The following is a 22285-nucleotide window of genomic DNA, read 5'->3' as shown; positions in this document are numbered from 1 at the left end:
AAGGTCGCACCATGGAGCCACTCGCCCCGGGGATGCGGCGCCTCGGCAAGGTTCTGCGCCGCATGCCGGGATCGTCGATCGCCACGGCGACCGACCCGCAGATCGAGCGCAGCTCCGGCGCCGAGGTTCCGGAACCGGTCGCCTCCGTCCTGATGGGCCGCAGTCCGAAAGGTGTGCGCGTCTCCGACCGCGTGGTCGGCGGAATCACCGTGCGCGTCTACACACCGGGCACACCGGGCACCCCCGGCAGCGGGCGCCCACTCGTGGTCTTCTTCCACGGCGGAGGGTTCGTGTTCGGAGATCTTCGCGGTGGTGATTGGATGTGCGGCACCGTCGCGAAGCGGCTCGATGCGATCGTCGTGTCGGTGCGGTACCGGCTGGCGCCGCGGCATCCGTTCCCCGCCGCTGTGGACGACTGCTACGCCGGGTTGGTGTGGGCAGCGGAATATGCGGCGGACCTGGGAGCCGACCCGTCTCGTGTGGGCGTCATGGGCGAAAGCGCGGGCGGCAACCTCGCCGCCGTCATCGCCCTCGCGGCACGCGACCGGGGGGGTCCGATGATCGCTCACCAGGCGCTGCTGTACCCGGCGACCGGCGCCGGCGACACGGAGTCCCGCAGAGCCAACGCCGACGGGTTCATCCTCACCGCGGCCGACATGAAGCGTTTCGGTGAACTGTACGGCGGAGACGAGGACGACTGGCGCGTGTCGCCGATCAGGGCGGTCTCCCTCGCCGGACTGCCGCCTGCCGTCGTCGTCGTCGCCGGCCACGACCCACTCCACGACGACGGGATCCGCTACGCCGAGAAGCTGCGGGAGGCGGGTGTCCCGGTCGATCTCATCGACTACCCGGCGATGCCGCACGGCTTCCTCAACTTCCCGCGCTTCGCGCGCGACGCCGAGCCGGCCATCAATGCCGTCGTCGAGGCGCAGCGGGCGGCACTCGCCTGACCCGAGGACGGGGAGGGGCGGCGATCCGACCGATCCCCGGGCGGGGTATTCGGTCCTGACGTTCCGGGCCGCAGCGGACTATCTTCGACGACATGGATGCTCGGGTCACCTTCATCACGCTCGCCGTCGCCGATGTCGCGGCCTCGCGGGGCTTCTATGTCGACGGTCTGCGCTGGCAGCCCGAGCTCGAGGTCGACGGGGAGGTCATCTTCTTCCGCGTCGCGCCGTCGGTCACGTTGTCGCTGTGGAGCAGGTCGCAGTTCGAGGCGGAAGTCGGGCCGGTGCAGTCCGGTCCCGGAGCACCTCCCCTCACCCTGGCGCACAACATGCCCGATCGACGCGGCGTCGATGAGGTGCTGGCGGATGCCGCGGCCGCGGGCGCCCCCGTCGAATCCCCCCGGGAGCGGGAGTGGGGTGGGTACTCCGGATACTTCCAGGACCCGGACGGGTATCGGTGGGAGGTCGCGTACAACCCGGGACCCATCGGGGTCGATCTGATGAAGGCCGCCGGGCTCGTCTGAGCCTGCACGGCGGTCGAACGTCAGTCGACCGGCTCGACTCCCGTCACCCGCAACTGCTCGACGTCCAGGCGGGTCTGGACCGTGCGGGCGACGGCGTCATCGATGACCCCCTCCCGCAGCAGCTGCAGGAGCACTTCGCGCTTGCGGTCCAGGACCGCGAGCCGCAGCTGATTGGACGCCTCTTCGCGCGCCACCGGGGCGGGAGCCTGGTCGTCTCCGCCCGACGCACCGCGGTCCGACATCGGGGGAGAGTCCTCTGAGGCGAGATCCGCCCGCGCCTCGACCAGCTCCAGCCGCTCGCGATACTCCTGGGTGAGGCGCTCGCGCGCGTCATCGGCCACGTCGAACCGCTCCGCGAGACCGTCGATCGCATCGATCGCCGCCTGAAGCGTCACGCGCTCCGCGTGTTCGAGTTCATCGGCCTCCTCGGTGTCGTCGGGCAGACGTGCCCACCGCACCACGAGGGGGAGCAACGGACCCTGGACGAGGAGGGTGAGAAGGATGACACCGGCCGTGATGAACAGGATCTCGTCGCGCCCGGGGAACGGGTCTCCGTTCGACACCGTCAAGGGCACCGACAGCGCGATCGCCAACGACACCGCACCGCGGAAGCCCGCGACCGTGCTGACGATGCGGGCACGGTAGGTCATCCGGCGGTCGCGTTGCGCGGGACGGCGATCGAGCAGACGGATGAGCTGCACGCTGACGGTCTGGAAGCCGAATCGGACCACCAGCAGCGTGACCCACACGGCGATCGTGATGAAGATGAGCGAGGAGACCTGCCGCATGTCGATCTCCCGCACGACCGCCTGCACCTGCAGCCCCACGAGCACGAACAGCGCCCCGTTCAGGAGGAGGGATCCGAGCGGCCATACCCATTCCGTCTGGCGTCTCGACGCGGGCGTGCTGATCCGGGGGGAGAGGAAGGTGATGATGAGCCCGGTGGTGACGACGGCGAGCACGCCCGACGCTTCGACGAGTTCAGCGAGGAGATAGGCGGCGAACGGGATGATCACGAGGGCCACGTTGATCAGCATCGGGTCGCTGAGCCGTCGCATCACGAGGTAGGCGACAGCGGCCACCAGCGCGCCGGCGACGAGGCCCCCGCCGTACGACAGCAGCAGGAGACCCGAGATCGACAACGGGGTGTACTGCCCGCCGACGGCAACACCCACGGCGATCGCGTACACCACCAGTGCGGTGCCGTCGTTCGTCAGGCTCTCGGCCTTGAGCAGCATGAAGTTGCGGCGGGGGAGTGTGCGTCCGAGGGCGGCGACCGCTGTGGCGTCGGGCGGGGCGATGGCGGCGCCCAGGATGAGCGCAGCCCCCCACGGGAGGCCCATCAGATGCGCGACCGCCGCGGCGCCGAGCGCGGTGGCGACCACCAGGAGCGTGCTCATCAGAACGATGCCGCGAAGGGCGCGCTTGATCGACCTCAGCGAGGTCGTGAGGCTCTCCCAGAACAGGATGACCGGCAGGAAGAGGAGAAGCACCGCCTCGGGCGGAAGCTCGATGGCGCGCAGCTGCGGCACGAACCCGAGACCGAGCCCGAAGACGAGCAGGATCAGGGGCAGGGCCACACGGATCCGCGGTGCCAGGACGGCACCCGCGAACACGGCGATGCCGAGGATGACGATGACCTCAAGACCTTGCATGGCGTGAACCTCCCGTTCAGCGCCGCAGAGCCAGCGAGTACGCTGCAGACGATCGGCCGCGAGCCTCCGGGTCACGCAGAAGGGTGAACCCTCGGAGGAAGCGCCTCCGCCCATTCTACGACCGCGCGCGAGCGGGGGACCGGTGAAGCCCGACGGGTTCTCGGACATCCGGGCGGTGCGCAACGCTCTCCGTCGAGCAGGTGTCCCCGCTCACGTGCGCACTAGCGTGTACACCTGTGCATCCGAGCGCACCACGGGGGATTCGATGAACGAGAAGCAGGTGCGCTGGCGCGAGCGAAGCCGTCTCGTGCGGGCGGCGCGACTGTGGCGGACGCGGCATCCACGCACCTTCCGAGAGAAGGTGCGCTACAAGATGCTGCGGGACCACCGGGAGCTGCTGGTGACCTTCGCCGACAAGGCCGCCGTCCGTCAGTACGTGGCAGCGCTCGTCGGAGAGCAGTACCTCCCCGTGGCGCACGCCGTCTTCGACGACCCCGGCATGCTCGACCGGGTGGAGCTGCCGGCCGCCTACGTGGTCAAGCCGACGCACGGCAGCGGCGCCGCGCTGATCGTCTCGGAGTCGGCGCCGGCGGATGCCCGTCTTCCGCAGGACGGGCAGAGCTGGACGTACAGCCACGTTCGTCCCGAGCACGTCACGCGCGAGCAGATCGCGCGACTGAGCAGGGGATGGCTCGACCAGGTCTACGGGCAGGGCCCCAACAAGGAGTGGGCCTACGGACGCGTACCGCGCGGCGTGATCATCGAGGAGATGCTCGTCGGCGCCGACGGTGGTGTGCCTGCGGACTACAAGTTCTTCGTCTTCCACGGCGCCTGCGCCTTCGTGCAAGTGGATGCCGGCCGCTTCGGGACGCGGACGCAGGACTTCTTCGACCCGCAGTGGCAGCACCTCGCACTGAGCGGCGGCCCGCCGTGGGCCGACCCCCCGCCGGCAGCGCCCGCCGCGCTGGCGGAGATGCTGGACGTGGCCGCACGCCTGGGAGCGGGGACCGACTTCGTGCGCGTCGATCTCTACGACGTCGCGGGCCGCATCGTCTTCGGTGAGCTCACGAGCTACCCCGCCGGCGGTGACAGCCCCTTCCACCCGGAGAGCTTCGACGAGGAGTTCGGGCGTCCGTGGGTGGTTCCGCGTCGATACCGATGATCGAGTGGGGGAGGACGTCGCCTCAGATCCGGCCGCTCGCCTCCCACACGCGCGTCAGTTTGAGGGCCAGATGCAGCGTGCTGCGCTGCATCCCGTCGGCCATCGCCGTGCGCACGACCTCCGGCATCTTCTCCAGCCGGTAGTAGAGCGTCGCGCGGTGGACGAAGAGCAGCTCGCACGCCCTGCTGACCTGCCCGCCGGCATCGAGAAGGGTCTCGATGGTGCGGCGCTGCGTGTCGTCGGCCTGCGCGACGAGCGCCTGCGCAGCGGGCGAGAAGACACCCAGCCACGAGGGGTCGGCCCCGATGGCGCTGAGCATGGCCCACCCGCCCAGTCGATCGATGTCGACCGAGGGGTGGAATTCCTCGAAAGACGCGGAGAGCTCCGCCGCCGCGACGGCCTGGTCGGCGGCGGCCCCGAGGTCGGTGGCCGAGCGGGTGGGTGACGCGGTGCCGATGCCGAGAATCCGGATGCCACGGCGTGCGCCCTCGTCGATGACCGCGTGATCGACCGACGCGTCGACCGACGGACCGACTGCGAAGATGATGTCCGGACGGACGCCCGCGAACCAGAGCGGCACGGGTCGCATCGTCGACAGGAAGTGCCCGAATGCCTGACACTGCACGTCGTTGACCGCGGTGCCGATGGCGAGGGCTCGCACGACCGTTCCCTGACCGCGCTGCAGCCAGCGACGACCGAGTGCGGTCTCGTACGAGCGGGCGCGGTCGTCGAGGCGCCCGGACAGGAGCGCGCCCATGACCTCCTCGCGATCGGATCCGACCGCGGGCCTTCCATCGCTCAGGATGGCGGTCACCAACATCACGGCGGAGTCGACGGCCTCCCACTGCGCAGCCGTGAGAAGGGGGAGCTGCGGGTGGGAGATCTCGAGCCGCCCGAGGGTCGTCGACGCGACGCGGACGTCCACGCCGGTGGTGTGCGGCTGCGGGTGGTCGGTGTCGGAGAGGGCGCGCAGGACGGTTCGGCCGGTGCTCGCGGCAAGCTCCGAGCCGTCGGGTCCGCGCAGGCAGACAGGTCGGTCCACGGCATCGGCGAGTTGATCGATCACGTCTCGCAGCGACGCAACCCCCGGTTCGTGAGCGGCGAGGTCGAGGTTGGTCATACGCATGATTCCCATCTGCCGGATACCGGATGCGTCGGCCCTCTGCTCGGCTTGTGCAGCAGTGGTGCGGACTGGGACTCTGAATGACATGGCCCCCGCATCCATCAGACCGCTGAGCACTGCGCGCGCACCACGAGGAAAGCATGAAGTTTCGGTATACACACCTGCGCGGGCCCGTCCCTGATGGCCGATCGCACTCTCGGTGAGCTTCTTCGGGCCCACCGATTGGCCGAGGACCTGACGCTCGAGGCGCTCGCCGAGCGCGCCACGGTCAGCGATCGCACGATCAGCGACATCGAGCGGGGCGTGAGTCTCGGCCCGCGCCGCAGTACCGTCGATGCCCTCGCCGCCGGTCTGCAGCTCGACCCCCGCGCACGCGATGAGCTGGTGACCGCCGCCCGTACGGGCAGGCGGTCCGCGGCCGCTTCTGCGCCGCATCTCGACCGTCAACCGCGCCGGCTGAGGGACTTCACCGGACGGGAGAAGGAGATCACCCGTCTCGTCGCCTTCTTCGCCGACGCCGCCGCCGACGCCGACCTGCCCGCGACGGCCGTTGCCGTGTTGAGTGGCGCGCCGGGTGTCGGGAAGACGACGATCGCCGTCGAGGCAGCGCACCGCGTAGCCGACGGCGACCGTGTGCGTCTCTTCGTCGACCTCGGCAGTTCGGGCGGCGCACGCCTTTCGCCTGTCCAGGTTCTGCAGGCTCTCCTGCGGCAGGTGACCCACGGCGCGGACGAGTCCCGCACGCTGACAGAGGCCAAGTCGGCGTGGTCGGCGGCGACGGAGAGATTCGGCGTGATCGCCGTCCTCGACGATGCGGCATCGGAGGCGCAGGTGCGTCCGGCGCTCAACGCCGCCGAGAACGCGATCGTGCTGGTGACCTCCAGGCGCAGCCTGGCGGGGCTCGAGGGCGCCCGTCACTTCTCCGTCGGCACCCTCGCCCGCAGCGAGAGCGTGCGTTTCCTCGAAGAGACCATTCCGGCGGACCAGAGGCGGGCCGGCGACCTGGACGAGCTCGCGGCGTTGTGCGGCGACCTCCCGCTCGCGCTGCGGGTCGCCGCGAATCGCATCGCGTCGAGACCCGCCTGGGATGTCGACGATTTCCTCCGTCGGCTCCGCTCCGAGCGCACCCGCCTGCGCAGCCTGGTCGCGGGCGATCTCGGCGTGGCACCGGCCTTCGCCGCGTCGTACGCCGATCTGCCGCCTCAGACGCAGGACTTCTTCCGCACGTTGTCGCTGCTGCACGGCTCCTCCTTCACCGCTCGACTCGCGGGCGCGGCATCCGGAATCGAGGAGGACGCGGCGTACGAGCTGCTGGAAGAACTCGTCGATCTCGGACTGGTCGAATCGCTCCGTGGCTACCGCTATCGTCTGCACGACCTGCTGAGGATCTATGCGGCGGAGAGATTGTCTGCCGACGTGCCGGCAGACGTCGTCGCCCGGCGCGAGCAGGCACTGCGCAGCTGGCTTCTCGCCACGGCGGCCGACGCGGGTCTCATGTTCGCCTCGGCTCGGCGCGGCGGGGAGGGCGCCGGCCCTTCCCGAGGATCGTTCGAGACCGCCGAGCATGCTCGGGCGTGGTTGATGGGTGAGGCCGACGCCTGGTTCTCGGCCTATCGGGAGACCGCCGCCCGCGGCCTGCACGGTGAACTCGTCGAGGCGGCCGCGGGCATCACACCCTTCGGTGACCGGTGGCATGCGTGGGGACACTGGCACGAGTTCTTCGAGCTCGCCGCCTCTTCTGCGGCAGCCGTGGGCGACGGCAGCGCGCAGGCGGACGCTCTGAACAACCTCGGACACATGCACGGGCACGAGACGTTCGATTTCGCTGCCGCGTTGGAGGCCGGGCGGCGAGCGCTGGCCGTCGCGCAGGAGTGCGGTGATGAGCGACAGATCGCGTGGGCGGGGGTGACCATCGGCTTCAGCGCGTACCACCTCGACGACATGGATCTGGCGCTCTCGTCCTCGAGCGAGGCGATCTCGCTCTTCCTCTCACTGGCCGACGCGGAAGGTGAGCTGCAGGCTCGCGCAACCGTGGCGTTGGTGCTGATGAGCCGCGACCCGGCGGCGGCGCTCGCCGAACTGGAAAGGATCCTGGACGTCACGGACGCACCCACCGCTGCGCTGTCGGAGCACTATCGGCACATCACCAGGCTCAACTCGTGGAACGCTCGCGCGAAGGCCCTCCTGAGTCTGGAACGCTACGCCGAGGCGGCGGATCAAGGATCGGCCCTCATCCGCGTCGCGGAGCTGTCCGTCCCCATCGACGACGCCGGGCGAGCCCGCGGTCACCGACACCGAGGCTTCGCGCGCCTCGGGCAGGGCGATCTGAAGGAGGCTCGGCGGGAACTGGAGAGAGCGCTCGAGCTGGCGGGCGAGCACCGTCCCGAGTACTGGGCGGACGAGATCCAGGCGGCACTCGATTCGCTGCCTCCGGGCTCAGACGATTGAGGGCTTCTCCGACAGAAAGGCGAGGATGTCCTGGTCGAGGGCGGCCTGGTAGGACCCGCTGATGCCGTGCGGCGCGCCGGGGTACACCTTCAGGGTGCCGTGCGAGACCAGGGCGATCGACTTCTCGGCGGAGACGCCCACCGGAACGATCTGATCGTCGTCGCCATGGGCGAGGAAGATCGGTACATCGAGCGCCCTGAGGTCGTCCGTGAAGTCCGTCTCGGAGAACGCCTCGACGCCGTCGTACGCGGCCGCCAGATTCAGGAGCTGTCCCTGGCGCCAGAAGTCACGTCTCACTCCCTCCGAGATCGCACCGCCCGGCCGGTCGGCACCGTAGAACGACTCGGCGAGCTCGATCCAGAACTGCGACGCATCCCGAAGCACGCCCGCGCGCATCGCATCCAGGGTTTCGATGGGGGTCCCGTGGGGGTTGGCCTCGGACTCCACCAGGATCGGCGCCACACCGCCGACGGTGAAGATCCGCCGCACGCGTCCCGCCCCGTGCTGCGCGGCGTACCGGATGACCTCGCCGCCACCCGCGGAGTGCCCGATCAGAGAGACCTCGTCGAGGTCGAGCTGCTCCACGATCTCCGCGAGATCGCGGGCGTAGGTGTCCATGTCGTTGCCGGCATATGTCTTCGCGGATCGGCCGTGGCCGCGGCGGTCGTGGGCGATCGCCCGGTAGCCGCTGTCGGCGAGCAGTTTGACCTCCACCTGCCACGCGTCGGAGGACAACGGCCAGCTGTGGCTGAGGATGACGACGGGACCGCGCCCCTGGCTGGTGTAGTAGAGCTCGGTTCCGTCCGACGTCGTGATGTACGGCAGGGTCGTTCTCCTTCGCGACGAATGCCCGTTCGGCAGTCCGAAGGTAGGGCGGTCGCTGCGACCGCGGCATGGACATCCGTCGACTCCTCGTGCGACAGATGTCGAACCCCCGGCGACCCATCGCTGCTCGCGACCGGCGGCGCGCGACCTACCAGGGCGGGAGGACGACCACCGGACTGTCGGCCAGGAACCGAATCGGGGCGACGTGCATCTGCCGGGCCGTGCCCGCGGCGTTCCACGCGTGGAACACGATCGCGTCCGATCCATCGGGCGCCTGGACGAGCGAGTTGTGCCCGGGCCCGATGAGGCCGCCGCCGCTCGCGAGGAGGGCGGGCGCGCCGAGGGGAGCGTGCTGCCACGGGCCGCGCGGGTGGGGCGCGGATGCCCACGACACGGCGTATCCGGCACCCGTCCACGCGCCACCGGAGAAGGTCATCCAGTACGTCCCGTTCCTGCGCACCACCGAGGGGCCCTCGAGCGTGTGCCAGTCGTACACGCCGTCGTACATCGATCGATCGCGTTCATAGATCTGCCAGTCGGCAAAGGGTGCCAGGACCGACTCCACCCTCGTGAGCTCGGTCGGAGAATCGAGATCCCCGACGGCGAGATGCGTTCCCGGGCGGTCGGCGTCGAGGACGTCGCGGGCGTAGAAGAGGTACCACCGCCCGTCCGCGTCTTCGAACGGATGCGGGTCGATGGCGAAGCGCTCGCCCGGCGTCAGATTCACGCCGAGGTCGACGAAGGGTCCGGCGGGGCCGTCCGCCCTGGCGACCCGGATGTGGTGTCCTGAGATGTCGTGGCCCACGGAGAAGTACATCCACCACGCGCCGTCCCGTTCGCAGACCTCCGGCGCCCAGTACTGGTCTCCGATGTCGGCGGGCACGCGTTCGAGGGCCGGTCCCGCGCTCGTCCAGGTGACGAGGTCGTCCGAGAGCAGCACTTCGAAGACGCGGGCGCTGTCGGATGCTTCGGGGTGCGTGCCGTACGCGGCGTAACCTCCGCTGTCGAGCCTCACCACGAAGGGGTCGGCGAAGTAGCCGGGCCTCACCGGCGGACGCAGCCGGTCGTCGGTGCGCACGTCGTTCACGGCCACGCCTGGTCTTCGGCGTGCTGCGCCTGCTCCTCGACGGACTCCCACTGCTTCTCCTCCGTGAGCGCCCTCCGGCCGAGCATGGTCTTCCGGATGGTCTTGACGGGGAGCTTGGGTGTGCGGTCGGCGCGGACGAGTCCGTTCGTCTCCTGGAGGGTGTCGGCGAGCTGCGTGTAGCAGTAGCCCGCGAGCACCTGACTGTCGTGCACGGCGCTCATTACCGCGTCGAGGCGCTCGTGGAAGTCGCCGTCGGAGGACGCCTCGGTGTAGCCCCACGCGTTCTTCGTGCGCTCCACATCGAATTTGATGCCCCCGAACTCCGTGAGCATGACCGGCGCCTTCGACACGTCGCCTTCCACGACCAGACGTCGCCCGGCGGGGCCGATCCCCTCCAGCATCCGCTCGATGGCCGCTCGATCCCGATAGCGCCGTCGCAGGATCTTTCCGCTGCCCTCGTAGTCGTGGATGGCGAGGATGTCGGTGTTCACCTGCTCCCACCCGTCGTTCGAGACGACCGGGCGGGTGGGATCGAGTGCCTTCGTCAGGCTGACGAGCGATGCGGCGTAGTGCGTCATGGCGTCGTCGTGAGCGATGTGCTGAACGCCCCAGCTCTCGTTCAGAGGAACCCACGTGACGATCGACGGGTGCGAGAAGTCGCGATGGACGACCTCCAGCCACTCGCGGATCGTGCGCTGCACGGAGGTGGGCGTGAAGGTGAAGCTCGCGGGCGCCTCGCCCCACACCATGAGGCCGAGGCGGTCCGCCCAGTAGAGGAAGCGCGGGTCCTCGAACTTCTGGTGCAGCCGCGTCGCGTTGAAGCCCAGGTCCTTGATGAGCTGGACCTCTGCCCGGAGGGCATCCGCCGAGGGCGCCGCGAGGTGCGACTGGGGCCAGTAGCCCTGCGCCAGCACGGATCTGACGTACAGCGGCCGGTCGTTCAGCAGGAACGCGCCCCGGTCGACGGAGGTGCTGCGCATCCCGAGGTAGGACGCGACCACGTCGAGGTCCGCACCGCCGGCGGAGACTTTCAGCGTCGCATCGAGGAGGCGGGGGCGCCGGGGCGACCACAGCAGCTCCTCGTAGGCCTGCCCGTTGGTCTGCCGGGTCAGCGGCACGTGGAGCTCCACCTCTGCGCTGTCCACGGCCACCGCGGCTCGACCGAGGACGGTTCCCCGGTAGCGCAGTTCCACCTCCACCGTGGCGCCGGGGGGAGGTGTGGCGCTGAGCCCGATCCGGGCGTGCACCTGCGCCGTGGCGCCGTCGCTCCGCCAGTGGATCCAGTCGATCGCCGGCGTCGGCACCGACTCCAGCCAGACGGGCTGCCAGATCCCACTCGTGCGGTGGTACCAGATGACGTGCGGGGTCTCGCGCCAGTCCTGCTTCCCGCGGGGTTGACTGACGTCCGACGGGTCGTCCTCGACGCGCACGACGACGTCGTCACCGCCGTCGCCGCCGCGGACCACATCGGTGATGTCGACCGAGAAGGGAGTGTGCCCGCCTTCGTGCGATCCGACTCTCTCTCCGTTGACCCAGACGACGGCGCGGTAGTCGACCGCTCCGAAGCGCAGCATCAGCCGGCGCCCGACCGCGTGCCCCGCAGTGGCGATGTCTTCCGCGCTGAGCCGGCGGTGATACCAGAGCGCTCTGTGGAAGCCCGTGTCGTGCACGCCGGATGCGGCGGACTCCGGCGGGAACGGAACCAGGATCGTGCGGTCGAACTCAGGATGCTCGTACCAGCGTTCGCGGAGACCGATGTCGTCAGGGTCGAAGGCGAAGTTCCATGGCCCGCTGATGTCGACCCAGGCGGAGCGCAACAGCTGCGGCCGGGGGTGGCTGCCGTCCTGATGGGTCGCCGAAAGCTGAGCGGTCCGGTCGTCGTTGATCATGACGACCAGCATGCCCCAATTGTTCAGCGCTGTAAAACACTCTCCTGCGTCCGATCGGAGACGGCCGGGGCGCTTTCCCGGATGACGAGCCGGTGGCCGACCAGCTCATGGCGACCCGCGCCTTCCATCCCTTCGATGCGCTCGACCAGCATCTCCATGGCCCGGAGCGTCAGCGCGGCGGTGTCGGGGGCGAGCGAGGTGATGCTCGGATGCGTCACCCGGCTCATCATGATGTTGTCCCAGCCCGTCAGCGCGACGTCGTCCGGAACGCGGATCCCGCGTTCCTGCAGAGCCCGCAGTGCGCCGATGGCGGCGAGGTCGTCTCGGCAGACCAGACCGTCGAAGCGGGTTCCCTCGTCCAGCGCCCTCCCCACCCCGAGGACGGCCGCCATCGGCGTGACCGTGTCGCGGGGGAGGAGCAGCTGCGGATCGGGCGCGATCCCTGCGTCCTCGAGCGCCTGCTGGTAGCCCATGATGCGCTGGGAGGAGGCCGCCGACAGCTTGCCCGATTCGTGGCCCGCGAAGGCGATCCGCCGGCGTCCCAGCGTGATCAGGTGGTTCGTGGCATCCCGCGCAGCGCTGACGTTGTCGATCATCACGCGGTCCATGGTCAGCGGGGCGGCGCCTTCGCCCAGGATCACGATCGGCACGGCACTGCGGTGTCGAGCGATCTCGAGTGAAGACACCACGGCCGGTTGGAACAGCATTCCGTCCACGAGCCCGGCCTCGAAGCTCTCGAGCACGGCACGCTCGCCCTCGAGCGTGCCGTCGGTCTCGTCGACGAGCACGCGGTAGCCCATCGAATGGGCTGCCGCCGACACGAGCCGCGACAGCTCGGCGAAGTAGGGGATGCCGACGTTGGAGAACGAGAGGGCGATGAGGCCGGTGCGACCCGTCGCGAGGGTGCGTCCCATGAGGTTCGGTCGGTAGTCCAGCTCGTCGATGGCCCGTTGCACCCGGTCGCGCGTCGAGGTGCTCACGTGCTTGTAGCCGCGGACCACGTTGGAGACCGTCTTCATCGAGACTCCGGCCAGTTCGGCCACATCCTGAAGGCGAACTCCGCCCATGCGTCCCCCTTGTCCAGGCATCCGGTATCCGGGGTTCAGGGTACACCTTGACATCCGTTTTCCAGCGCTGTAAATTTCACACCAGCGACCGGTCGTCCTGTTTCCGGTCGCGTTCCATCCGGAAGGCCGGATAACTCAAAGGAGAGCAATCACATGAAGAATCCGTGGGCTCGCCGAGCGCTGAGTGCCGGAGTGGCACTCGCTGTCGGCATCGCACTCGCCGGATGCGCGTCGTCCGGCTCCACAGGCGGTGGTGCGGTCTCCGGCGACGGGGAATACACCGGACCCGCCGTCGACGTGACGTTCTGGCACGGCTGGACCGGGGGCGCGGCACCGTCGATCGTCCCGAAGCTGATCGAGCAGTTCAACTCGGAGCACGACAACATCACGGTGAAGGCCGTTCCGCAGGAGTGGGGCGACATCACCGCCAAGATGCCGCTCGCCATCAAGGCGGGCAAGGGCCCCGACGTGGCCGTGCTGCACGGCGACGACCTCGCCACCTACGCGGCGCAGAACCTCCTGCAGGACGCCGGCGGCATCATCGACGGTCTCGGCTACACCGCCGACGACTTCCCGCAGGGCGTGTTCGACAAGGGCAACTTCCGTGACGCGCAGTACGCGGTGCCGTGGAGCGTGACGCCTCTCGGGCTCTACGTGAACAAGACCGTGCTCGCCAAGGCCGGCATCACCGAGATCCCCACGGACGCGGCCTCCTATACCGCGGCGCTGGAAGCGCTCAAGGGCGCGGGCGTCGCCGGCGAATGGGTGGACGGGTACGTCTTCACCGGCACGTTCGAGTTCCAGAGCCTGATCTGGCAGTTCGGCGGCGACCTCTACAACGAGGACGTCACCGAGGCCACGTTCAATTCGGAGGCCGGTGTCAAGGCGCTCACGTGGATGACGGACATGGTCGACAAGGGATACAGCCCCGCCGACGTCGCCCAGGACGGGAACATCAAGGCGCTGATCTCGGGCGACACCGCCTTCAACTGGAACGGCGTGTGGCAGACCACGAACACGGCATTCGCTGATCTCGACTGGGCTGCGGCGCCCGTGCCCCAGATCGGCGACGAGAAGGCCGTCTGGTCCAGCTCGACGCACTGGGTGTTCCCCGCGAACAAGGGTCAGGACGAGAACAAGACGACCGCGGCATCCGTGTTCGTCAAGTGGATGAACGACAACTCACTGGGCTGGGCCGAGACCGGCGAGCTCCCCGCGGCGAATTCCGTCCGCGAGGATCCCGCGCTCCTCGAGCAGTACCCCAACCTGGAGCCGTTCATGAGTCAGCTCGACTACGCGCACTACGAGACCGTCTCTCCGGGACTCACCGAGGCCAACGCGCAGATCACCCTGGCGTTGAACGAGGCGCTCACCGGCAAGAAGGACCCGAAGACCGCGCTGGATGATGCCGCGAACAAGGCGAACCAGATCATCGAGCAGAACCAGGCCAAGTACGGTGACTGAGACAGCCACCCTGGTCGCCGCCCCTCAGCGCTCCGGCGCTGAGGGGCGGTCCCCCCGCACCTCACCGAGCGCGCGGTCCGCCTCGCGCAAGAAGACGCTGACGGCCTACCTGTTCCTGGCGCCGTTCCTGATCCTCTTCTTCACGTTCATCGTCGCACCGGCCGTCTTCGGGCTGTGGATGAGCCTCACGAACTGGAGCCCGTTCCGCGACGTCCAGAGCTTCGTCGGGCTGCAGAACTACATCGACCTCTTCACGCCCGGCACGGTCGTGTCGGCGGACTTCTGGAAGTCGATGAGCGTCACGGGCATCTTCGTCGTGGCCAGCGTCCCGTTCCTGGTGGTCGTGCCCCTGCTCATCGCGATGCTCCTGAACCAGCGCATCCGCGCGGCGGCGACGTTCCGCACCATCTTCTTCGCGCCGTACGTCCTGGGTGTCGCCGTCATCGGCGTGATCTGGGGCTACATCCTCGACACGCAGTCGGGCGTCCTGAACTACCTGCTCGGACTCCTGGGGCTGCCCTCCGACATCCCGTGGACCGTCAACGTGCCGTGGGCGTGGGTCTCGCTCGTCGGAGTGACGGTCTGGTGGACGATGGGCCTGAACACGATCATCTTCCTGGCCGGCCTCAAGGGGATCAACGCCGATCTCTACGAGGCGGCGTCCATCGACGGCGCCGGGGCCGGGCGCAAGTTCACGAACGTCACGCTGCCGGGTCTCCGACCGGTGATGGTCTTCATCACGACGACGACGATCCTGGCCTCGGCGAACATGTTCGGACAGTCCTACCTGCTCACCAAGGGCGGCCCGGGCACCGAGACCCGCACGGTGATCATGTACATCGCCGATCAGGGCCTGTCGCAGAACAACATGGCCCCGGCCGCGGCGATGAGCTACATCCTGTTCGCGGCGCTCGCCGTCATCAGCATCCTGAACTTCCGCTTTTCGCGTGAGCGCGTCGAGAAGGGCGTGAAATGACCACCACCACGACACCGTTGGCGGCCATCCCGCCGACCGAGACCGAGGCGAAGGCCCCGCGCCGACCCGGCCGCACCAAGGCTGCCTGGGCGCAGGTGGTGCTCTACGCCATCCTGATCGCTCTCGCCCTCGCGATCGTCCTGCCGCTGATCTGGATGCTCATCACGTCGTTCAAGACCGATGCGGATGCTGTGCGGTCGCCGTACTCGCTCCCCGACCCGTTCTCGATCGAGGCGTATCAGACGCTGCTCACCTCTGGTCAGCAGCCCATCTTCCTGTGGCTGTGGAACAGCTTCGCCGCCGCCACGCTGCAGACGGTGCTGATCCTCGTGACCGCGTCGATGGGCGCCTACGCCCTGGCGCGACTGGAGTTCCCCGGGAAGAAGATCGTGTTCGGCGCGATCATCTCCACTCTGCTCGTGCCGCCGGTCGTCTTCCTGATCCCGAACTACCTGATCGTGCAGAACCTCGGCTGGCTCGACACGATCTGGGCCATCACCGTGCCGGGTGCCGCCGGCGCCTTCGGCATCTTCTTCCTTCGACAGTTCTTCGTCGGGCTGCCGCCCGAGATCGAGGAGGCGGCAAGGATCGACGGCGCCGGCGACATCCGCATCTTCCTGCAGATCGTGCTCCCGCTCGCCCGGCCCGCCCTCGCCACCCTGGCCGTGCTGTCCTTCCTCGGAAACTGGAACGACTTCCTGTGGCCGGTGTATGTCCTGCTCAGTCCCGAGAACCTCACGCTGCAGCCGGGTCTGAATCAGTTGCAGGGCGCGTATTCGACGCACTTCGCGATCGTCATGGCCGGTGCCGTCATCGCCTCCGTCCCGGTCCTGATCCTGTTCGGCATCGCGCAGCGCCAGATCGTGGAGTCGGTCGCAGGCTCCGCGGTCAAGGGATGAGGGCGTCGGTGCGGCGGGCGGCTCTCGGGGTCGCGCTGGTCCTCGCGACCGGAGCGGGAACGCTCACGGCATGCGCACCCCCGCCCGAGCCGGCAGCCGGACCGACGATCGCCCCGTTCCTCATCGACCAGGATTTCGCCGATCCCGATGTGCTGGAGGTGGACGGACAGTACGTCGCGTTCGCGATCAACACCGGCGGCGTCAACGTGCAGTTCGCCACCTCCGACGATCTCACCGACTGGGATGTCTCCCTCGACGACGCCCTGCCGACGCTGCCGGCGTGGGCGAGCCGCGGACGCACCTGGGCCCCGGACGTCTCGGAGCTCCCCGCCGGCGGATACATCATGTACTTCGTCGCGGCGCACACCGCGTCGGACAAGCAGTGCATCGGAGTCGCGACGTCGCCCGACGCGACCGGGCCGTACACGCCCGTCGAGGGCGATCCGATCGTGTGCACGCTGGACGAAGGCGGCGCCATCGATCCGGCCGTCTTCACGGACGACGACGGCACCCGCTACCTCGTCTGGAAGAACGACGGCAACTGCTGCGCGTTGGACACCTGGATCCAGCTCGCGCCGCTCGACGCCTCGGGCACGGCGCTGGCGGGTCCCACCACGAAGCTCTTCACCCAGACCGAGGATTGGGAGGGCGCGCTGGTCGAGGGGCCCGTGCTGGTCAAGCACGACGGTGTCTACGCCCTCTTCTATTCAGCCAACGACTACGGCACCGAGGATTACGCGGTCGGAGTGGCGACAGCATCCGCTCTCACCGGCCCCTACGTGAAGCAGTCCGCACCGCTGCTCTCCTCGGCCTCGAGCGACGGCCTCTTCATCGGACCGGGCGGGCAGGACGTGGTCTCGACGCCCGACGGCGACGAGCTGTTCTTCCACGGGTGGAACGACCTGTTGATGTATCGCGGCCTCTACAGCGTGCCGCTCACCTGGGACGGCGGCCGGCCGGCCGTGCAGCTCCCCTGACGACGTGATCGCCGCCGGCGGTCGCCGCGACCGAGAGGACCTCATGAACACCGTGCCACGGGTGGAGCCCGACCTTCCTGCGCTGGACCAGCTCGACGAAGACACAGCAGCGACGGTGCGTTCCCTGTACTCCGACGGCGTCGACGGACGCAAGGGGCTCTTCACCGCCGAGTGGGCGGATGTGCTGCGCGAGGACCTCGAGATCGCGTATGCCGAGGCTCTCGGTCGAACAGGCGGCGCGGTGGGCCGCGGGACCAATCGCCACTACGTCGAGATCCACCCCGAGCAGATGCGCGGTTGGCTCGACCTCGTCGACCATCCGTGGGTCAGATCCGTCTGCACCGGCGTGCTCGGACCCGACTACGAGATCGTGGAACTGGGTTTCGACGTGCCCAATCCGGGGGCCAAGGATCAGCCGTGGCACCGCGACTTCCCGATGCCCGACGAGACGAAAAACAGGGGCCGGCTGACATCGCTCGCCTTCAACGTCACCGCCGTCGACACCGAGGAGGACATGGGGCCCTTCCAGATCGCGCCCACGACGCAGTGGGACCTCCCGGTCGGTTTCGAGCATGAGATGTTCCCCTCGGTCGCGCTCTACCCGCGCTTCCGGTCGCTCGGGGTCACCCGGTTCCCGCAGCGTGGTGACGTGTCGGTCAGATCGGCGCTCACCGTTCACCGGGGCACCGCCAACACGTCCTCGAAGCCGCGGCCGGTGCTGGTTCTCGGTGTGGACACGCCGGGTGCCGGCAACGCCGAGCATCACGACATGGCCGTGACGCGGCGGTTCCACGACTCGCTGCCCGCCCGGGTGACCAGACATCTCGCCTGCCCGATCGTCGACGTCCTCACGCCGATCACCCAGAAGCACTCCATCGAGGGCCTCATGATGGGCGACGCGTAGCCGCACTCGCCGAACACCGACGCGGGCCGCCCGGTTCCGCCCCACCTGAAGGAGTAGTCGATGAAGACGTTCCATTCCCCCCGATCGATGACGGTGACCGCGCTCCTCGCGGCCCTCATCGTCATCGCGCCCGGCGGCGTCGCCGCCGCCGACCCCGGACCTGATCCGGTCGACACGCCGTCGTCGACATCGGCCGACCGGTCATCGCCTACGTCCGATCCGGCATCGGCGGCCGATCGACGCCCCGGCAAGCCGGGCCGGTACACGAACCCGCTTCTCCCGCAGGTCCCCGGCGGGGCGGTCGAGAGCTGTGCCGACCCGAACGTGCTGCGCGGCCAGAGGCCCGGCGACACCGACTGGTACCTGTATTGCACCACCGATCCACTGAACGACGAGGACGTCGACGCGAACGGCGATCCGGTGTTCCGCAAGGTGCCGGCGATGACGTCACAGAACCTCGTGGACTGGACGTACGCGGGGGAGTCGTTCTCGACGCTCCCGAGCTGGGCCGAGCCGGACGCCGCGCTGTGGGCACCGGACGTCGTGTATTCGAGCACGTTCGATCAGTACTACATGTTCGTGGTGGTGACCGATACGGTCAGCGCGGTCAGCGGCGTCGAGGACTGCGCCAGCGACAGCGCCATCGGCGTGGCGACCAGCCGTGAGCCGACGGGGCCCTGGACCTTCTCCGACACCCCGGTCGTGGCCCCCCGCTCAGGCGGCGACGGCTGCAACTTCCAATGGACGTACGACCCCGATGTGCTGGGCGACACGGTCACCGACGCCGGCATCCTCTACTACGGCAGCTATTTCGGCGGTGTCTACGGGGCCTCGCTCCAGGTCACCGCATACGGTGCCGTCGCCGACACCGACGGCGCGACGATGGTGGCGATCGACAACAAGTACGAGGGCGCGAACGTCGTGCAGCGGGACGGGTTCTACTACCTGTTCCTGAGTGCGACCAACTGCTGCAACGGTGCACTCACCGGTTACAGCGCCTTCGTCGGTCGGTCCGCCGATCCTCTCGGTCCGTTCGTGGACCGCGAAGGCGTGTCGCTCGTGGCCGAGCGCACCGGCGGGACGCCCTTCCTCACGATGAACGGCAACCGCTGGGTCGGCACCGGGCACAACACGGTGTTCACCGACGCGAACGGGGGCTGGTGGACGATCTATCACGCCGTCGACCAGCTCGATCCCTTCTTCGCCTTCCAGACCGGCTTCACCAAGCGGCCGGCGATGCTCGACGCGGTCGACTGGGTCGACGGATGGCCGACGGTCAACGGCGGCAGTGGTCCTTCGGTGGACCGCCGGGAGGCGCCGGCGGGTCAGGCGGGTCAGGTCTCGCGGCACCGCTACCGCCCCGCGACGGTGCAGGAGCCCCGGCGTGCGCTGACGGATTACTCCGATGAGTTCGACGGCACGGCGCTGAGTCGTGACTGGGCGTGGCAGCGCGACGACATCGCCCCGTCTGCGACCGTCGCCGGCGGAACGCTGAGCGTTCCCGTACAGTCCGGCGATCTGTACGTCGACGCCGACAGCGCTGCGGTCCTGCTCCGCGACGCCCCGCGCGGGGACTACATGGTCGAGACGAAGGTGCGGATGGACGTGCCCGACGGATGCTGTTTCAACTACGCGCAGGTCGGCGTTCTGGCCTACGCCGGTGACGACGAGTACGTGAAGCTCACGGAGACGTCCATCTGGAACACGCGTCAGACGGAGTTCGCGAAGGAGATCGCCACGGCACCGGAAGGGTGGGCGCGCTACGGGAACACGATCGTCGGCCCTCCCGGCGACGATTGGACCTACCTCCGGATCGCCGTTCAGAAGCTCTCCGGATCGGAACGGCGCGATGCCGGCGACGGTACGCATCGGTTCACGGCGTACACGAGCCAGGACGGTCAGGCGTGGGTCACGGGCGGCACCTGGACGCACACCCTGGGCAAGGACGCGCAGATCGCCCTCGTCGCGTACGGCCTGCAGGACCCGGCGGTGCAGCTCACCGCCGAGTTCGACTACGTGCGCGTATCCACGGTGAGAGAGCGCAGCCCTCGCGACTGATCGCGTCCCCGCGCAGGTGTGCCTCGATCGCCCCGAGCACACCTGCGCGGGACTCCCCCGTCAGGCGGGCATCGCGGATGCGATCGCCAGAACGCCGTGGACGACCTCCGCGTGCGTGGTGCTCAGCGGGGAGAGCCCGACACGGATGCCGCGCGGTCCGCGGAAATCGGGGATGACGCCGTCATGCCACAGCCGCTCGGTGACCGAGCGGAAGGACGGGTGCCCGAACAGCACGTGCGATCCACGCAGGTCGCTGTCGCGCGGCGACAGCAGCTCGACCCCGCGGGGGGCGAGGGCGTCGTCGTACGCGCGCACGGCGAGGTCGGTCAGCGTGCGACTCTTCTGCCGGACCGCGCCCAGCCCGGCGGATTCGATCAGATCGAGCATCCCCTGCATCGGAACCATCGCCGCCACGGGAGGGGTGCCACTGAGGAACCGTCGCATGCCCGGGGCGGCGCGGTACTCGGGACCCATCGAGAACACGTCGGCGGCTCCCATCCATCCCTGGATCGGCTGCTCGAGCACGTCGTGCAAGCCGCGGCGCACGTAGGCGAAGGCCGGTGATCCCGGCCCTCCGTTCAGGTACTTGTAGGTGCAGCCGACCGCGAGGTCGACTCCCCAGGCGTCGAGCTGCGTCGGGATGACGCCGGCGCTGTGGCACAGATCCCACAGGATGATCGCGCCCGCGCCGCGCACGAGCGCCGTGATCCCCGCCATGTCGGCCACGGCGCCGGAACGGTAATCGACGTGACTGAGCACGACCAGCGCCGTGGTTTCGGTCAGCACAGCCTCGAGGTCTTCGGCGACGACCCCACGGATCGGATCGGGGTCGATCCAATCGACCACGAGGCCCTTGGTGGTCGCGATTCCGTCAACGATGAAGCGATCGCTGGGGAAGTTGCCGCGCTCGATCACGATGCGTCCGCCCACCGGGGTGCGGGCCACGGCGGCGGCGATCAGCTTGTACAGCAGCACGGTGGTCGAGTCCGCAACCACGGTCTGGCCCGCGGCGGCTCCCAGCGTGACGCGACCGATGCGGTCGCCGAGCTCGAGGGGCAGCTCCATCCATCCCTCGTCCCACGACCGGATGAGGCGGGTGCCCCAGTCCTCCCGGACGAATCGCGCGATGCGCTCCGGCGTCCCCCGGACGGGGCGGCCGAGGGAGTTGCCGTCGAGGTAGGCCGAGACACCGGGTGCGGGCTCGAACAGGTCGACGAAGGAAGCAAGAGGATCGACCGCATCGAGAGCGGACGCCTCGTCGAGGAGAGCCGTCGCGCGCGGGTGGGCGGTGGTGTCCGCGGTCATGCCCCGAGCTCCGTCCGCACGCGGTACAGCTCGGGGAAGAACGTGAGACTGAGCGCACGCTGCAGGAAGTCGGCACCGCTGGACCCGCCGGTGCCGGTGGAGAATCCGATCGTGCGCATGACGGTGCGCATGTGCCGGAACCGCCACAGCTGGAAGTTGTCCTCGATGTCGACGAGCTCCTCGCACGCTTCGTAGAGGTCCCAATACGTGGCCGGATCGCCGTAGATCCGGCGGAAGACGGGCACGAGGTCCTCGTTGAGGCTGTATGCCTCGGTGATGTCTCGCTCGAGGATGTGCGCGGGAACGTCGAAGCCCCGACGGGCGAGCAGACGCAGGAACTCGTCGTAGAGGCTGGGCGTCGCGAGCTCGGCAGCGAGCGCCTCGCGGCTGTCGGGCTCGGCGTCGAAGACGGAGAGCATGCGGCGGTTCTTGTTGCCGAGGATGAACTCGACGACGCGGTACTGCGCCGACTGGAAACCCGACGAGTTGCCGAGGTCTTCGCGGAACTGCCCGTACTCGGACGGGGTCAGAGTGGCGAGCACCGACCACTGCTGAGTCATGACCTCCTGGATGTGCTTGATGCGCGCGATCCGCTTCAGAGCCGTGCGCAGATCGTCGGCGGCCAGGAGCGCGCGTGCCGAGACCAGCTCGTGCCGGACCAGCTTGAGCCACAGCTCCGTCGTCTGGTGCTGGATGATGAACAGCAGCTCGTCGTGGTGCTCGGGAGCGCTGAGCGGATGCTGCGCCGTCAGCAGTCGATCGAGATCCAAGTACCCGCCGTAGCTCATCCGATCCTGGAAATCAGTGACGATGCCGCCCTCGAGGGGGCGTTCGTTCTCCGGCATCCCGAGCTCCTTCCGTTGTCGCGCCCGCACGGGCTCCGTCGAACCTATCGCCGTACGCACGCCGTCGGTCACGCGTGATCCGGGGAGGAGAAGCATCCGCTCTTCGCCGTCCCGTTCACCGCCACCCTCT

At 68.8% G+C, this 22285-nt stretch carries 18 protein-coding genes; 10 read left to right on the top strand and 8 right to left on the bottom strand.

All coding sequences use genetic code 11. The features are described from left to right. Positions 1-11: 11 nt before the first annotated feature. Positions 12-950 carry an alpha/beta hydrolase gene (locus ACFM35_RS10915; RefSeq protein WP_378841898.1) on the top strand — a complete coding sequence of 313 codons (939 nt, stop codon included), beginning with the start codon at positions 12-14 and terminating at the stop codon, positions 948-950. A 92-nt stretch (positions 951-1042) separates the two neighbouring features. Next, entirely contained in the window at positions 1043-1471 is a 429-nt protein-coding gene (locus tag ACFM35_RS10910; RefSeq protein WP_378841896.1) for a VOC family protein, read from the top strand. Positions 1472-1491: 20 nt separating this feature from the next. On the opposite strand, the gene ACFM35_RS10905 is transcribed toward ACFM35_RS10910, so the two are convergent. Then, the gene (locus ACFM35_RS10905) at positions 1492-3126 is read right to left on the bottom strand and encodes a Na+/H+ antiporter (RefSeq protein ID WP_378841894.1); all 1635 of its coding nucleotides are present in this window, start codon (positions 3124-3126) and stop codon (positions 1492-1494) included. Positions 3127-3391: 265 nt separating this feature from the next. On the opposite strand from ACFM35_RS10905, the gene ACFM35_RS10900 reads away from it, so the two are divergent. Next, entirely contained in the window at positions 3392-4288 is an 897-nt protein-coding gene (locus ACFM35_RS10900; RefSeq protein ID WP_378841892.1) for an ATP-grasp fold amidoligase family protein, read from the top strand. A 22-nt stretch (positions 4289-4310) separates the two neighbouring features. Here ACFM35_RS10900 and ACFM35_RS10895 read toward each other — a convergent pair whose 3' ends face one another. Next, positions 4311-5498 carry a helix-turn-helix domain-containing protein gene (locus tag ACFM35_RS10895; RefSeq protein WP_378841890.1) on the bottom strand — a complete coding sequence of 396 codons (1188 nt, stop codon included), beginning with the start codon at positions 5496-5498 and terminating at the stop codon, positions 4311-4313. Positions 5499-5591: 93 nt separating this feature from the next. Here ACFM35_RS10895 and ACFM35_RS10890 point away from each other — a divergent pair, with 93 nt between their 5' ends. Further along, complete coding sequence (locus tag ACFM35_RS10890) at positions 5592-7859, top strand: helix-turn-helix domain-containing protein (RefSeq protein ID WP_378841889.1); 2268 nt, start codon at positions 5592-5594, stop codon at positions 7857-7859. Here the strand turns inward: ACFM35_RS10890 and ACFM35_RS10885 are convergent. From ACFM35_RS10885 to ACFM35_RS10870, 4 genes are read right to left on the bottom strand one after another with little or no spacing between them, the layout of a single operon-like run. Further along, on the bottom strand, positions 7848-8951 hold the full coding sequence (locus ACFM35_RS10885) for an alpha/beta fold hydrolase (protein ID WP_378841887.1): 1104 nt from the start codon (positions 8949-8951) through the stop codon (positions 7848-7850). The two genes, ACFM35_RS10890 and ACFM35_RS10885, sit on opposite strands and share 12 nt — an antisense overlap. After that, complete coding sequence (locus ACFM35_RS10880; protein ID WP_378841885.1) at positions 8833-9777, bottom strand: glycoside hydrolase family 43 protein; 945 nt, start codon at positions 9775-9777, stop codon at positions 8833-8835. Before ACFM35_RS10880 ends, ACFM35_RS10885 begins: the two co-directional genes overlap by 119 nt. Then, positions 9768-11672 carry a glycoside hydrolase family 2 protein gene (locus tag ACFM35_RS10875; RefSeq protein ID WP_378841883.1) on the bottom strand — a complete coding sequence of 635 codons (1905 nt, stop codon included), beginning with the start codon at positions 11670-11672 and terminating at the stop codon, positions 9768-9770. The genes ACFM35_RS10880 and ACFM35_RS10875 overlap by 10 nt, the downstream gene beginning before the upstream one ends. 11 nt (positions 11673-11683) lie before the next feature. Further along, entirely contained in the window at positions 11684-12727 is a 1044-nt protein-coding gene (locus ACFM35_RS10870; protein WP_378841881.1) for a LacI family DNA-binding transcriptional regulator, read from the bottom strand. 153 nt (positions 12728-12880) lie between these two features. Here ACFM35_RS10870 and ACFM35_RS10865 point away from each other — a divergent pair, with 153 nt between their 5' ends. From ACFM35_RS10865 to ACFM35_RS10840, 6 genes are read left to right on the top strand one after another with little or no spacing between them, the layout of a single operon-like run. Beyond that, positions 12881-14191 carry an ABC transporter substrate-binding protein gene (locus ACFM35_RS10865; protein ID WP_378841879.1) on the top strand — a complete coding sequence of 437 codons (1311 nt, stop codon included), beginning with the start codon at positions 12881-12883 and terminating at the stop codon, positions 14189-14191. Continuing rightward, complete coding sequence (locus tag ACFM35_RS10860) at positions 14184-15167, top strand: carbohydrate ABC transporter permease (RefSeq protein ID WP_378841877.1); 984 nt, start codon at positions 14184-14186, stop codon at positions 15165-15167. Before ACFM35_RS10865 ends, ACFM35_RS10860 begins: the two co-directional genes overlap by 8 nt. Further along, positions 15164-16066 (top strand): carbohydrate ABC transporter permease, encoded by a 903-nt coding sequence (locus ACFM35_RS10855; RefSeq protein ID WP_378841875.1) that lies wholly within the window; start codon positions 15164-15166, stop codon positions 16064-16066. Before ACFM35_RS10860 ends, ACFM35_RS10855 begins: the two co-directional genes overlap by 4 nt. Next, the gene (locus tag ACFM35_RS10850; RefSeq protein ID WP_378841874.1) at positions 16063-17043 is read left to right on the top strand and encodes a glycoside hydrolase family 43 protein; all 981 of its coding nucleotides are present in this window, start codon (positions 16063-16065) and stop codon (positions 17041-17043) included. The genes ACFM35_RS10855 and ACFM35_RS10850 overlap by 4 nt, the downstream gene beginning before the upstream one ends. 43 nt (positions 17044-17086) lie before the next feature. After that, positions 17087-17947: a phytanoyl-CoA dioxygenase family protein gene (locus ACFM35_RS10845; RefSeq protein ID WP_378841872.1), complete on the top strand. Its 861-nt coding sequence runs from the start codon at positions 17087-17089 to the stop codon at positions 17945-17947. Between the two features lie 60 nt (positions 17948-18007). Continuing rightward, positions 18008-20005: a family 43 glycosylhydrolase gene (locus tag ACFM35_RS10840; protein ID WP_378841870.1), complete on the top strand. Its 1998-nt coding sequence runs from the start codon at positions 18008-18010 to the stop codon at positions 20003-20005. Between the two features lie 60 nt (positions 20006-20065). On the opposite strand, the gene ACFM35_RS10835 is transcribed toward ACFM35_RS10840, so the two are convergent. After that, a complete protein-coding gene (locus ACFM35_RS10835; RefSeq protein WP_378841868.1) occupies positions 20066-21310 on the bottom strand; it encodes a kynureninase in 1245 nt (414 codons plus the stop codon). Continuing rightward, positions 21307-22155 carry a tryptophan 2,3-dioxygenase gene (kynA, locus tag ACFM35_RS10830; protein WP_378841866.1) on the bottom strand — a complete coding sequence of 283 codons (849 nt, stop codon included), beginning with the start codon at positions 22153-22155 and terminating at the stop codon, positions 21307-21309. Before kynA ends, ACFM35_RS10835 begins: the two co-directional genes overlap by 4 nt. Positions 22156-22285: the final 130 nt, after the last annotated feature.

It is taken from the genome of Microbacterium songi (genome assembly GCF_042747925.1).
Lineage (GTDB): Bacteria > Actinomycetota > Actinomycetes > Actinomycetales > Microbacteriaceae > Microbacterium.
This window is presented reverse-complemented; position numbering and strand designations above follow the sequence as displayed.